Source organism: Amycolatopsis taiwanensis DSM 45107 (assembly GCF_000519205.1).
Classification (GTDB): Bacteria; Actinomycetota; Actinomycetes; order Mycobacteriales; family Pseudonocardiaceae; genus Amycolatopsis_E; species Amycolatopsis_E taiwanensis.
On sequence record NZ_JAFB01000025.1, the window covers coordinates 21,184 to 33,956 of the forward strand.

A 12,773-nucleotide genomic window follows, 5' to 3' on the forward strand; every position below is an offset into this window, starting at 1 on the left:
CAACATCTGTTGGACAGAACGCCTGACGCGGCCGACGATTCCAGCATGTCGAACCAACAGGAAGTCGAGGTCGTCGTCGTCGGCGGTGGCCAGGCCGGCATCGCGATGAGCGAGCACCTCAGCGACGGCGGCGTACCGCACCTCGTGCTCGAGCGCCGGCGGATCGCCGAGCGCTGGCGCTCGGAGCGGTGGGATTCCCTCGTCGCGAACGGACCGGCCTGGCACGACCGATTCCCCGGCCTGGAGTTCCCCGGCCTCGACCCCGACGCGTTCGCGTCGAAGGACCAGGTCGCCGACTACTTGGCGGCGTACGCGAAGATGATCGACGCGCCCATCCGGTGTGGTGTCGAGGTGACGTCGGTGACCCGGCACGTTGGCCGGCCCGGCTTCCGCGTGGAGACCTCGGACGGCGTCATCGACGCTCGCTATGTCGTCGCCGCGACGGGCCCCTTCCAGCGGCCGTCCATCCCGCCGATCGTGCCCGACGGCGCGGTCGAAGTGCAGCTGCACTCCAGCAGTTACCGCAATCCCGGCCAGTTGCCCGACGGTGCCGTCCTGGTCGTGGGAGCCGGCTCCTCGGGCGTGCAGATCGCCGACGAGCTGCAGCGCTCAGGACGCCAGGTCTACCTCTCCGTCGGCCAGCACGACCGGCCCCCGCGGAGCTACCGCGGACGCGACTTCTGCTGGTGGCTCGGCGTGCTGAACCTGTGGGACCTGGAGACACCGGCAGCCGGTGCCGAACACGTCACCATCGCGGTCAGCGGAGCGCGCGGTGGGCACACCGTCGACTTCCGCACGCTCGCCGGCCAGGGCATCCAGCTCGTCGGCCTCACCGATTCCTACGCCGATGGCGTCCTGCGGTTCCGGTCGGATCTGGCCGAGAACATCAGGGGTGGGGACGAGAAGTATTTGGCGCTGCTCGACGCGGCCGACGCCTACATCGAGCGCAACGGTCTCGACCTCCCCGAGGAGCCGCAGGCCCGAATCCTGGGCCCGGTCCCGGAGGCCGCCGAGAACCCGCTGCTCGAGCTCGACCTCGCCGAGGCCGGCGTCACCGCGATCGTGTGGGCCACCGGCTTCGCCGTTGACTACAGCTGGCTGAAGGTCGACACCTTCGACGCCGACGGCAGGCCGCAGCACCGCCGCGGCATCTCCAACGAGCCCGGCGTCTACTTCGTCGGGTTGCCCTGGCTCTCGCGCCGCGGCTCGAGCTTCATCTGGGGGGTGTGGCACGACGCCAAGCACGTGGCCGGCCACATCGCGACCAAACGCAGCTACGTCGCCTACGACAACAGCCGTCGGCACGCCTGAGAAGTGCCCGGTGCGGAGGCGGTCTCTCACCTCCGCACCGGGCCATCCAGCTGTGATCGCGCCTCAGGCCAGCTGGGTCACCTCACGCCGGAACGGCACCTCGTCGTTCGACGGCAGCGTCGCGTCGAACTCCTCGGCCGCCCGGCGACCGGACCAGACCGCCGCCGCGATCGTGCCCGGCGCCCAGGCGTCACCGATGCCACGCACCGACAGCAGGTCGCCTCGCTCGCGGCGGGCCACGAGATCGAGGTACAGCTCGTCGCGCGGCAGGCGGGCGGTCACCATCACGATGGCGTCGCAGTCGAGCTCGCGGATCTGACCGGCATAGACGTCACGGACCTCCACACCGCCGACACCGACGCGGGTGACCGCGTGGTCGGTGACCCGCCTGACGCCGTTCTCGATGAGGCGGCGCTGGATGCGATTGACCTCGAACGTGTTGACCGTCCATGACGAGACCTGTGCCTCTGGCGTGACGATCGAGACGTCGTACCCGTTCTGGGCGAGCAGCTCGGCGACAACGCCACCCAGGTAGTAGTGGTCGTCGTCGTAGACGACGACCTTCTTGCCCTCGGGCAGACGCCCGGCGAAGAGGTCGTCGGGGCCCAGGACCTGGGCGCCCTCGGCGATCGGGAGCGGCGTGGTGTGGAACCGGGCAACACCGTCGGTACGCCAGGTGGCGCCGGTGGCGACCAGCACGTGCTGGAAACCGAACTCGACGATTTCGTCGGCGGTCATGGGGCTCTCGCGGAAGATCTCCACGTTGGGCAGCTCGGCGAGGACGGCCTCGCGGTAGTCCTTGACCCTGCCCCACGCCGACAGGCCGGGCAGCAGCGATTCCTGGCGCACCCGGCCACCGAGCTCACGACGCGCCTCGACCAGCGTGACGTCGTACCCACGGAGGCCGAGGGCACGCGCGGCCTCGAGACCGGACGGACCGGCGCCGACGACGAGGATGCGGGAGTCGCTCTCCTTCGGGCGCATGTTCTCCGGGTGCCAGCCGCGGCGCCACTCCTCCCCCATGCTGGGGTTCTGGGTGCAGCGGATCGGCGACATGGTGAGGTCGCCGGAGACGCAGATATTGCAGCCGATGCACTCCCGGATCAGGTTGAACCGGCCGTCACGGATCTTGTTCGGCAGGAACGGGTCCGCGATCGAGGGACGCGCGGCCCCGATCAGGTCGAGGATGCCGGCCTTGACCTGACGGACCATCGCGTCGGGCGAGGTGAACCGGCCGACGCCGACCACCGGCTTGCTGGTGAGCTTCTTCAGCCCGGCGACGAACTCCTCCTGGCGCCCCTCGGGCGCGAACCGTGAGGTGACCGAGTCCCCCTCCCAGCTGCCCATCGCGAAATCCCACAGGTCGGGCAGTTCTCCGAGCTCCCGCAGCACGCCCTCGATGTCCTCGCGGGTGATGCCGCCGTCGATCTCCTCCTCGACGGTGATCCGGCAGGCGACCGCCGCCCGGCCATCGACCTCCTCGATGGTGTCCTCGAGCAGCTCACGCAGCAGGCGCATCCGGTTGACCAGCGATCCGCCGTAGGAATCCGTGCGCTGGTTGTAGCGCTGGGAGAGGAAGTGGTGCACACCGCTGTAGCCGTGGGCGCCGTAGACATAGATGATGTCGTAGCCCGCCTCAAGCGAGCGGCGTACGGCGTTGCGGTGCCAGCGCCGCAGGTCCTCGATGTCGGACTTCGTCATCGCCCGGGCCTGGATCGGTGCGATGGTGTCGGGTGCCACCGGCAGGTGCCCCGGTCCGAGCGGGGTCTCCCGGCTGAGCTGGTTCGGCGCGTTCATGCCGTTGTGAGCCAGCTCGATGCCGGCGAGCCCGCCACCCTCGTGGATCGCGTCCGCGATCCGCTTCAGCGCCGGCAGGTCCCGCTCGTCCCAGATGCGCAACTCGATGAAGGGCGCGATGTCCGAGGTCGCGTGGATCTCCACCTGCTCGGTGCACACCACCGACCAGCCGCCCTCGGCCTTGATCTTGCGCATGGCCGCCTGGGCGCTGGGGTCGCGGTAGCCCATGCCGTTGCAGTGGGGTACCTGGTAGAAGCGGTTCGTGGTCGTGAACGGTCCGATGCGTACGGGCTCGAACAGGATGTCGTACGGAGCCGGGACGTCATGGGTCGCGGACATGGGGAAACTCCTCAATGAACGGGTGGTGCCGTGGTGCGCTGCCCTGACCGCGCTACAGGTGCGGTGCGTGCAGCAGGGATTGGTTGCCGGGGCGGTCAATCTCGCGGCTGGTGAGCGGCGGGAACGCCCGTGGAGGCACCCGTGCCGACGCTCCGCCGCACGCGGGCACCCCGGACGTAACCGACGACACCGAGGACCAGGAGGAAGGCGAGCGTGCCGAGTGTGAACGCCTCGAACGTGAGCTGACTGACACCCCAGGTGTCCTCGAACCGGTAGTCGAGCCCGAAAAGCCGTTCCAACGTGCCGGGGAAGACCGCGACCCACGAGCCGAGCAGGATCCACGCGAAGGCGAGGCCGCCGAGGGCGCGGAAGCTCCCGTCGGACAGGGGAACCCGGAACGGCCGCGGCAGGTCCGGGTACTTCGTGCGCAGCCGCACCGCTGCCGGGATCACCAACAGGTAGCTGAGCAGGAACGTCGAGATCGAGATCGAGAGCACGACGCCGAAGACCGCGGAACCCGAGCCGGTCACCTGCATCGCCACCAGCAGGAACGCCGTCGCGACGACGCCGGAGAGCAGGTTGACCCGCACCGGCGTGCCGAGCTTCGGGTGGAAGCGGCCGAAGAAGCCACCGAAGAACGAGCCGTCCGCCGCGGCCATCGCCTGCATCCGGTCGGAGATGATCATCCAGGCCGCCCCCTGGCTCATCAGGATGTAGACGAAGCAGACCGCGGTGATCTTCAACATGACGGGGGCGGCATCGCCGTACACCGTGAACACCGTGGCGACCGCGTCGAGCAGCCCACCGATCCCGGTGATGTCACCCTTCGGCACCACCAGCAGGATCGCGAGGATCGGCACCAGATAGCACAGCGCCGCGGTGGCGCAGGAGCGCGCGATCGAGACGGGGATGTCGCGAGCCGGGTTCTTCATCTCGCCCGCCGCGCTGTTGGACGACTCGAAGCCGAGGAACGCGAACAGCAGGACCGGCACCGAGCCGAACAGCCCGAGGAGCGTGGGGCTGAAGTCGCCGGCGCTGATGTCGGCCACACCGTGTTGAACGGCGTACGCCACGGTCGTCCCGACGAAGAACACCAGCAGCCCGACCTTGAGCACGGCGCCGCTGGTCGGCAGCCACTTCCCGCGGCGCAGACTGACGACGGCCGCCAGCACCGTGAGCCACACGAAGACGATCTTGAACAAATAGTCCGCGAACGAGCCGTGTTCGAGCGGGCTCAGGTAGACGCTCACGGTCTCGGCGGCGAGAAACGCCATCGACCCGCCGACCCAGACCGGTTGGGTGATCCACGTCAGCAGCGACGCGAGCGCCGCGGTCGGGCGCCCGAAGGCATCGCGCACCCAGGTGTAGGCGCCACCCTCCTCACTGAACGCGGCGCCGGTCTCGGCGAAGATCAAGCCGTACGGGATGAGGAACACGACGGCGAGGACCAGCGCCCAGGTGAAGGCCTCGGCGCCGTACGTCGACACCTGGCCGAGCGTCTCCAGGCCGACGATGGCGGCGATGAGCAGGAAGATGATGTCGAAGCGCCGCAGCGACTTGTGCAGCAGCGTTTGTTGTTCGGCGGCGAGCTCGGTGAAGCGTTCGGGATGCTGGCTCACGCTGTGTCCTGTCGGTTCGGACCCGGGCGGGTCAGTGGTTGATCCAGATGGTCTTGAGACCGACGCTGAACGCGTCGACGCGTCATCCCGCCTCCAGTCGTCATTCTTTGCGCTTGGCCGCAAAATATGAAGTAGCTCACCCGGCGACGTCAAGAGGGTCCGCGTTTTCGATCACGTAACCTGCGATCATGGCCAGGCCGAAGGACCAGCGAGCTCGGCGGGAGCAGATCATCCGGGCAACCCTGCAGACCATCGCCGACCACGGCATCGCCGGTCTCACCGGCAAGCGGATCGCGGCGGTCGCCGGCCTCTCGCCACGGCTGATCGCGTACTACTACCCCGACCAGGATGCGCTGGTCGAAGCCGCCCACCAGGCCGCCACCGACCGCTACTACTGGACCCGCCAGGCCGTCGTCGAAGCCGAGCTCACGCCCACGGACAAGCTGGCCCGGCTCCTGCACTCGGGCCTCCCGCGCGGCAAGGATCTGCAGTTGAGCCAGGTTCTCGATGAGATCTCGGTCAATGCCAGCCGCAGCCCGATGCATGCCGCGCTGGTGACGCTGCTCTTCGAGCGGGAGGTCTCGCTCTACACAGCCGTGCTCGAGGACGGCGCCGCGGTGGGCGAGTTCGAGCTCACCGACGCCGCCGACGTCCTCGCCCGCAACTTCGTCGCACTCGAAGATGCGCTCGGCATGCACCTGCTGGCCAACAACTCGGCCATGACCCTCGATCGCGCCGAGCGACAGCTGGCCAGCTACGCACGGGCGGTGACGGGAGTGGCGATCGAGCCGGCGGCCGGTTCCGCGACCTCCCAAGCCCGGCACAGCGGCTGACTCCTCCTGCCGGTCATCCCTCGAAGCGTTGGCTCTCCTGGGAGTCATCGGATTCTCCGATGGCCTGGTTCGGGAAACGGTGTTGGACAGTAGCCGCCGATAATTGCGAGAGTGACCCAGTTCGCACGGGGTCGTCCTGACCCGAAGGAAAGCGAGGGGTCACCATGACGACGGTTGCCGAGCAACAGGTCGACGCCGCAACCTTGCGCCGATCCCTGATCGGCGGAAGCATCGGCGTGCTGGTCCACTGGTACGAGTGGGCCATCTACGCGTATCTGGCCTCCACGATCGCCGTGGTCTTCTTCCCCGAGAAGGACGCGACAGCCGGCCTGCTGGCAACCTTCGGGGTCTTCGCCGTTTCGTTCGCGCTGCGCCCCATCGGTGCGTTCGTCTTCGGTCACCTCGGTGACCGGATCGGCCGCAAGACGACACTGACCGTCGTCATCCTGATGATGTCGGGAGCCACCTTCATCCTGGGTCTGCTGCCCAGCTACGGCACAATCGGCCTGCTCGCGCCGATCCTGCTGATCGTGTGCCGGCTGGTGCAGGGGCTCGCGGCCGGAGGCGAGTTCGGCAGCGCGGCGGCGTACATGGCCGAGTATTCGCCCCGCCGGCACCGGGGATTCGGCGTCAGCTGGATCGAGGTCGGCTCCCTGATGGGCTTCCTGCTGGCCTCACTCACGGTCGTGGCGCTCAACGCATTCGTCACCGACGATCAAATTCACAGCTGGGGCTGGCGGATTCCGTTCCTGATCACCGGCGTGCTCGGAGTGATCGGCTTCTACATCCGGCAACGGCTGGAGGACACCCCCGAATTCCAGGAGCTGGAAGAAAAGGACAAGGCGCAGGGCAGCCCCGTCAAGGAGGTACTGCGTCGGCATCCGCGGCAACTGCTGCAGGCAGCCGGCATGCAGATCCTGATGAACGTCACGTTCTACGTGGTCCTCGTCTACCTGCTCTCCTTCCAAGAGAGCGAACTCGGCTACACCGCGGGCGACGCCGCCACGTTCTCCACCGTCGCCTCGATCGTCGCGATGATTCTCGTTCCCCTGGTGGGCGCGCTCTCCGACCGCGTCGGACGCAAGCCGGTGATGATAACCGGTGGAGTGCTCCTCCTCGTCCTCGCGATTCCCGCGTTCCTGTTGATGCGCAACGGAACCTATATGTCCGGCATGCTGGCCACCTGTCTGCTCGCGGCGCTGCTGACGCTCAGCCTGGGCGTCCACGCGAGTGCCGCGGCCGAGCTTTTCCCGACCCGCGCCCGGCAGTCCGGACTGTCCATCAGCTACAGCCTCACGGCGGCGATCTTCGTCGGCACCGTCCCGTACGTGCTGACCTGGCTGATCGCCGCGACCGGGAACACCCTGATGCCGGCCTTCTATCTCATGGGCGCCGCCGTGCTCGGCCTGCTGGCTCTGGCGACCATGCCGGAGACGCGTGGCGCGGACTTGTCCCGGGTCGAAGGGACCCGGTGACTTACCCGGCCGGCCAACACCGCCGCCCACTGGCCTGACCGCACCGGGGCCGGTCACCGACACAGGTGACCTGCCCTCGTGCATCACGAGTCCCCTGGTTTCCCTCTGCGGTGCGCCTATTCGTCGGGTGCACTGTTCCTCGTCAGCTCGGTGAGGCCATTGTGGGTGATCGATTCGATCTCGGCGAGCAGCGTGGTCTTGCTCGCGGTGTTCAGAAACGAGGCGTTCACGGCGTTTTCGGCCAGCTGTGCGAGTTCGGCCGGGTCCAGGCCGAGTGTCGTGGCGACGGCCAGATATTCGCCTTCGAGGGTGGCGCCGAACATGGGGGGATCGTCGGTGTTGAGGGTGACCAAGAGTCCGTGATCGAGCATGCGCCGGATCGGGTGGGCGGCGATCGAGCTCACCTGCCGCGTCCGGACGTTGGAGGTTGGGCATACTTCGAGGGGGATTCGGTGCTCGGCGAGATACGCCATCAAAGCCGGGTCCGCGGTGCAACTGGTGCCGTGGCCGATCCGCTCCGCGCCCAGGTCGTGCACGGCCGACCAGATGGTGGCCGGGCCGGTCGTTTCCCCGGCGTGGGGCACGCTGCGCAACCCCGCTTCCCGCGCGGTAGTGAAGAACGGCTCGAACTGCGCCCTGCCGACGCCGACCTCCGGCCCACCCAGCCCGAAGCCGACCAGCCCCTCCGGGCGTTCTCGGAGGGCGAAAACCACCGTCTCACGTCCGGCGACGACACCCTTTTCCCCAGGAATGTCGAAGCACCAGGCGAGTTCCACGCGTGCTCCACTGCGGCGTTTGCTCGGCCGTCCGTGAGACCGGCAAGTAGTTCATCGCCGGGCATGCCGTCGAGAAGGTGGTTGTACGGGGTCACGGTCACTTCGGCGTAGCGGACGTTCTGGCGGGCGAGTTCGGCCGCGAGACCGGTCACGAGGGTGCGTATGTCGTGGCGGCCCTTCAACATCGACTGCACCGCCCAGTAGACCTTGAGGAAGTGGTTGAAGTCGCGGAAGGTGAAGAACTGTTCCAGTTCGGCACGGTCGGTGGGCACTCCGGCTTCCGGGTGACGCCGGGCAAGGGCGAGGACGGTATCGATCCCTGCCGAGCCGACCAGATGGACGTGCAGCTCGACCTTGGGCAGGGCATGAATGAAGGCACGCAGGCTTTCGCCGGGCATGGAAAGGCTCCCTGATTGACGACAGCGATGACGGAAGAACGGGTTGAGGCGACTCAGGGAGCGAGGTCGCCGCGTTCGGTGTCGGCTCCGTAGAGCGGCAGCTTGAACTCCGTCACGGTCTTCACCGTAGCCGACGTTCACCCCGACCACACCAGAGGTAAGGCGGAGTCCTGACCGGTCATCACATTCGGCGGCACGGTAGACCTGTCTCCCGAGAGAACCTGTCCGAAAGGAGAAGAAGGTGGCGGTGATCCGGGTGGACGGCCGAACCCTGCGCTGCACAGATGTCGTCGTGGCCGCGCAAACCGAGGGGCCGCTGGGGATCGAAATACCAGCCACGGCGCTACGCGCGGCCGAACAATCGTGGCGGCTGGCGCGGGAGCTCAGCACCCAGCGTGTCGTCTACGGACGGACGACCGGGGTGGGTGCCAACAAGGAGGATCGCGTGACTGCCGAGGACTCCGCCGAACATGGGCTCCGGCTGCTACGCAGCCACGCCGGGGGCAGCGGCGACAAAATGCCCGCGGGGCAGGTCAAGGCGATGATGCTGATCCGGTTGAACCAGTTGCTGGCCGGCGGGTCGGGCATCAGCCCCACGCTGATCGGCGCGCTCGCGGAGGCGTTGCGGCACGGGGCCGTCCCGGTGGTGCATCGGCTGGGCGCTATCGGCACCGGGGATTTGGCACCCCTGGCCGAGACCGCGCTGGCCCTGGCGGGGGAACAGCCCTGGCTCACCGGCGGTATGCCGCCGGTCAAGGTGCACGACGGTGATGCGCTCGCGTTCATGAGCAGTAACGCGGCCACGCTCGCCGAAGCCACGCTGGCCGCACTCCGGCTGGATGTGCTGACCAGGGCCAGTCACGCCGTGGCAGCGCTTTCCTACCTCGCGCTCGACGGTAACCCCGAGGCCTACGCAGGACCGGTCCACGAGGCGCGCCCGCATCCTGGCCAGGTCGCCTGCGCCGCCGAGATGCGGCGCCTGCTGGGAGTGGAAAGCGCCCCGAAACCGGGCAAGCGCCTGCAGGATCCCTTCGGACTGCGCGCTTTTCCACAGGTACAGGGACCGGCACTGGATGCGATCCACTACCTGCGGGACGTGCTGGCCATCGAAATCAACTCCAGCACCGAGAACCCGATGATCTCGGCGGCCTACGGCGATGCCTATCACCACGCGCACTTCCACACCGCGTATGTGTCCGCTGCGCTCGATCAGGCGCGGGCGACGGTGCACCAGGTCGCCGAGCTTTCCGCAGCCCGGCTCGGTGACCTGGTGGAGCCCGAGTTCACGGGCCTGCGGCCGTTCCTCGCGGCCGGCCCGCCCGGCAGTTCAGGGGTGATGATCCTGGAGTACGTCGCGCACGACGCGCTCACCGAACTGCGGCAGGCCGCGTTGCCGGTAACGGTGGGCACAGCGGTGGTGTCACGGGGAATCGAGGACCACGCGAGCTTCTCGACACAAGCGGCTCGGGCCGCCACGGCCGTCTGCCGGGCGTACGCCACGTTGCTGGCCTGCGAACTGGTCGCCGCCGTGCGGGCGCTGCGGCTCCGTGAAGCGGACCTTGCCGGCCTCCCGGCTCAGGACGCGTACGCCCAGGCTTGCGCCGTCCTCGACCCGGCGCTGGAGGACCGCCCCCTGACCGCCGACATCGCGGCCGGGGTCGAACTCCTCGACAGCCTGTCCAGGATTTGAGCCCGGCCAATGAGACCCTTCCGTGCGATGCGTCGTCAGCTAAGCGCCGCGCTGGAGATCCATGCCAAGACCCGGCCGATGGGTATCGGTTCATCGCCGGCGAACTCGCCCAACGTGGGTTTCGGGCATCTGAAACCGGGCGCGGCGTGTCTTGCTCGATGAAGCGGATTCTTTCGTTGCATGCCAAGAAGAAAAGCTGTTTATCGCCAGTGGGCCGGCACCGCGGCCGTCGTAGCTAACCCCGCCGCCTGCCTCTCCCGCGTATTGATTCGTGCCGCCAACTCGCGAGCCTGCCACCCCTTGTTGGGATCGACCGGAGCAACGAACGCACCGTCCTCACCCTCGGCCAGCAAGTACCACGATGGCAAAACTCGTGGTACCCCAAATTGTTCGAACCGTGTCCCGCCCGGTGCGCTAGTACGGCACCATCTCGGAGTGTGAGCGAGCACCGACAGCAACGGCTTCGGCGGACGGGAATTGGGTTGGGCGTTGCGGCGGGGGCCATCACGGTTGCCGGGACAGTGCAGTTCTGGTGGCCGGGCTGGTTTGCCCTCGCGGACTGGTTCGGGGCATGGTGGTGGACGCTGCTGGCTGCCGCAACAGCGTTGGGCGGAGGTGTGCTGCTGCTGGTCGCCCGGCGCTCGGCCCACCCGGTCCTGTCCTCATTGGTGGTGTGGGAGCAAGTCCCAGGCCAGGCCGGTCTGGTCGCCCGGACAACACCGCCAGCGGTTGGACCGGTCCCGACAGGGGAAGCACAACCACGTCAAAGGCAGGACTGGTCGGCGATTGGCTCGATAGGCACCGCGTTCGCTGCGCTGGCCGCGCTGGTGTTCACCGGACTCTCGTTATCGGCTACGCAACAGGCACAGATCACCGACCGGTACGCCAGGGCGGTCGACCAGATCGGCGTCCAGGGGCCGGATCACCTGGAAACCCGGCTAGGTGGGATTTACGCGCTGGAACGGCTCGCGCATGACTCGCCCCGCGACCAGCCCACCATCGTGCAGGTGCTCTCCGCGTTCGTCCGCGCCAGCGTGGGGCAAGCGACAGCGTTACCGGACGCGGCACCCGACCCTCGACCATGCCCACCCGCAACGACCGTGGCGCACCCGCTGAACCTGGACGTCCAAGCCGCCTTGACCGTCCTCGGCCGCCGTGACTACACCAACGACAACGCCGAGAGCGCCGACCTGAGTAAGTCCTGTTTGAATGGCGTGGACCTCAGTGGCGCGCACCTCCTCGGCGCGAACCTCAGCGGCGCAAACCTCGCCGGCGCGAATCTCAACGGCGCAAACCTCGCCGGCGCGAACCTCGCCAGCGTGAACCTCTCCGGCGCAAGCCTCAGCGGCGCGCACCTCTTCGCCGCGAATCTCGTCGGCGCGAACCTCGTCGGCGTGGACCTCAGCTTCGCGGACCTCGTCAGCACGGATCTCATCGGTGCGGATCTCACCGGCGCGATGCACAACCCGGCCACCCTGACCGACAGCGCCCTGACCGATGGCGCGATAGGCGTGTGGTGGTGATCCCCGCACGACCCGAAGCCTGGCGCATTAGCCGCCTACCGGCTGCGGCACTGCGACCACACCTGCCATCTTCGACCAAGTCTTGGCTTAGTGGGATAGCTGGTGGGCCGGGCCTGCGCGGTGACCGGGGACTCCGCCGTGATCGTGATGCCTTCGTCAGCGCGGATCTCGGCCGCGTGTCCGATGTACGGCAGCGCCAGGCCGCCCAACGCAAGGATTGTTGAAATGAAACGTTCGTTGAGAATCTTCACGTCGGTGTCAGTGCTGGGCTTTGTCTTTCTTCAATCGTGCGTTCCGAACACGAACAGCACCAATCACTATTCCACCTCCCACCCAATCGACAGAAATGAAGTCGAAGCGCTTCTCTCTGCAGCGGTGCAGTGAGGTGTCCACCTCCGTGCGTCCCGGTTCTTACGTCCGTTGAGGTAGAGAAGATCTACTTCTATACACCGCGCGTAGTACGGCGAGTGTCGCCCGCGGTGGGATGCGGGCTGGCCGTCCGGGCGGTTGACTCGGGGTCTGCTTCAGGATCAACATTGGGAATAACACAACCTCACAACCGCGAAACTTGACAGAGGTGCACTGTATATGCCAGTTATCAAGGCGAACACGCTGCCCACCGGAAATCTCAAAGGCGCCGATCACGGGGCGACGATCTCGCTGATCCTCGACCACAGCGAGCCGGGACAGGGCCCCCGGTTACACCGCCACCCCTACGACGAAACCTGGGTCGTCATCGAGGGAAACCTCACCTTCCAACTCGGTGACGAACACCTGGAAGTCAACACCGGCGACATCGTGATCGCACCATCCGGCGTGCCCCACAAGTTCACCAACCGAGGCCCGGCACGCTCGCACATGGTCTGCATCCACGCCAGCCCGACAATGATCACCGAATGGCTCGAATGATCAGAACCGTGCCGCGAAGGGTGTTTCGGGCCAGGAACCGGGCTGAGGTCAGGCGGGACGGGCACGGTGGTGACATCGAACTGCCAGACAGGAGTGGGACCAC

General features: G+C 67.4%; 9 protein-coding genes and 1 pseudogene. 6 read left to right on the plus strand and 4 right to left on the minus strand.

Features of this window, described 5'->3' with window-relative positions; translation table 11 throughout:
• Positions 1 to 45 precede the first annotated feature (45 nt).
• The gene (locus tag A3CU_RS0120085) at positions 46 to 1,311 is read left to right on the plus strand and encodes a flavin-containing monooxygenase (RefSeq protein ID WP_027943830.1); all 1,266 of its coding nucleotides are present in this window, start codon (positions 46 to 48) and stop codon (positions 1,309 to 1,311) included.
• A 63-nt stretch (positions 1,312 to 1,374) separates the two neighbouring features.
• On the opposite strand, the gene A3CU_RS0120090 is transcribed toward A3CU_RS0120085, so the two are convergent.
• Complete coding sequence (locus A3CU_RS0120090; protein ID WP_027943831.1) at positions 1,375 to 3,447, minus strand: oxidoreductase; 2,073 nt, start codon at positions 3,445 to 3,447, stop codon at positions 1,375 to 1,377.
• 95 nt (positions 3,448 to 3,542) lie between these two features.
• Entirely contained in the window at positions 3,543 to 5,066 is a 1,524-nt protein-coding gene (locus A3CU_RS0120095; protein ID WP_027943832.1) for an APC family permease, read from the minus strand.
• 188 nt (positions 5,067 to 5,254) lie between these two features.
• Here A3CU_RS0120095 and A3CU_RS45655 point away from each other — a divergent pair, with 188 nt between their 5' ends.
• Complete coding sequence (locus A3CU_RS45655; RefSeq protein ID WP_052371895.1) at positions 5,255 to 5,899, plus strand: TetR/AcrR family transcriptional regulator; 645 nt, start codon at positions 5,255 to 5,257, stop codon at positions 5,897 to 5,899.
• 164 nt (positions 5,900 to 6,063) lie between these two features.
• The gene (locus A3CU_RS45660; protein WP_043841821.1) at positions 6,064 to 7,374 is read left to right on the plus strand and encodes an MFS transporter; all 1,311 of its coding nucleotides are present in this window, start codon (positions 6,064 to 6,066) and stop codon (positions 7,372 to 7,374) included.
• Between the two features lie 116 nt (positions 7,375 to 7,490).
• Here A3CU_RS45660 and add read toward each other — a convergent pair.
• Positions 7,491 to 8,548, minus strand: a pseudogene (add, locus tag A3CU_RS45665) (adenosine deaminase).
• A gap of 247 nt (positions 8,549 to 8,795) precedes the next feature.
• On the opposite strand from add, the gene A3CU_RS0120115 reads away from it, so the two are divergent.
• The gene (locus A3CU_RS0120115) at positions 8,796 to 10,238 is read left to right on the plus strand and encodes an aromatic amino acid ammonia-lyase (protein ID WP_027943833.1); all 1,443 of its coding nucleotides are present in this window, start codon (positions 8,796 to 8,798) and stop codon (positions 10,236 to 10,238) included.
• A gap of 437 nt (positions 10,239 to 10,675) precedes the next feature.
• Positions 10,676 to 11,761, plus strand: coding sequence for a pentapeptide repeat-containing protein (locus tag A3CU_RS49885; protein WP_156960439.1), 1,086 nt, complete (start codon positions 10,676 to 10,678; stop codon positions 11,759 to 11,761).
• Between the two features lie 35 nt (positions 11,762 to 11,796).
• On the opposite strand, the gene A3CU_RS52520 is transcribed toward A3CU_RS49885, so the two are convergent.
• The gene (locus tag A3CU_RS52520) at positions 11,797 to 12,012 is read right to left on the minus strand and encodes a hypothetical protein (protein ID WP_156960440.1); all 216 of its coding nucleotides are present in this window, start codon (positions 12,010 to 12,012) and stop codon (positions 11,797 to 11,799) included.
• Between the two features lie 337 nt (positions 12,013 to 12,349).
• Here A3CU_RS52520 and A3CU_RS0120125 point away from each other — a divergent pair, with 337 nt between their 5' ends.
• The gene (locus A3CU_RS0120125) at positions 12,350 to 12,670 is read left to right on the plus strand and encodes a cupin domain-containing protein (protein WP_052371897.1); all 321 of its coding nucleotides are present in this window, start codon (positions 12,350 to 12,352) and stop codon (positions 12,668 to 12,670) included.
• Positions 12,671 to 12,773 lie beyond the last annotated feature (103 nt).

Excerpts from the sequence above, each read along its gene's own strand:
- A3CU_RS0120085 (WP_027943830.1), top strand. The coding sequence starts at position 46 with ATGTCGAACCAACAGGAAGTCGAGGTCGTCGTCGTCGGCGGTGGCCAG.
- A3CU_RS0120090 (WP_027943831.1), bottom strand. The coding sequence starts at position 3,447 with ATGTCCGCGACCCATGACGTCCCGGCTCCGTACGACATCCTGTTCGAG.
- A3CU_RS45655 (WP_052371895.1), top strand. The coding sequence starts at position 5,255 with ATGGCCAGGCCGAAGGACCAGCGAGCTCGGCGGGAGCAGATCATCCGG.
- A3CU_RS45660 (WP_043841821.1), top strand. The coding sequence starts at position 6,064 with ATGACGACGGTTGCCGAGCAACAGGTCGACGCCGCAACCTTGCGCCGA.
- A3CU_RS0120125 (WP_052371897.1), top strand. The coding sequence starts at position 12,350 with ATGCCAGTTATCAAGGCGAACACGCTGCCCACCGGAAATCTCAAAGGC.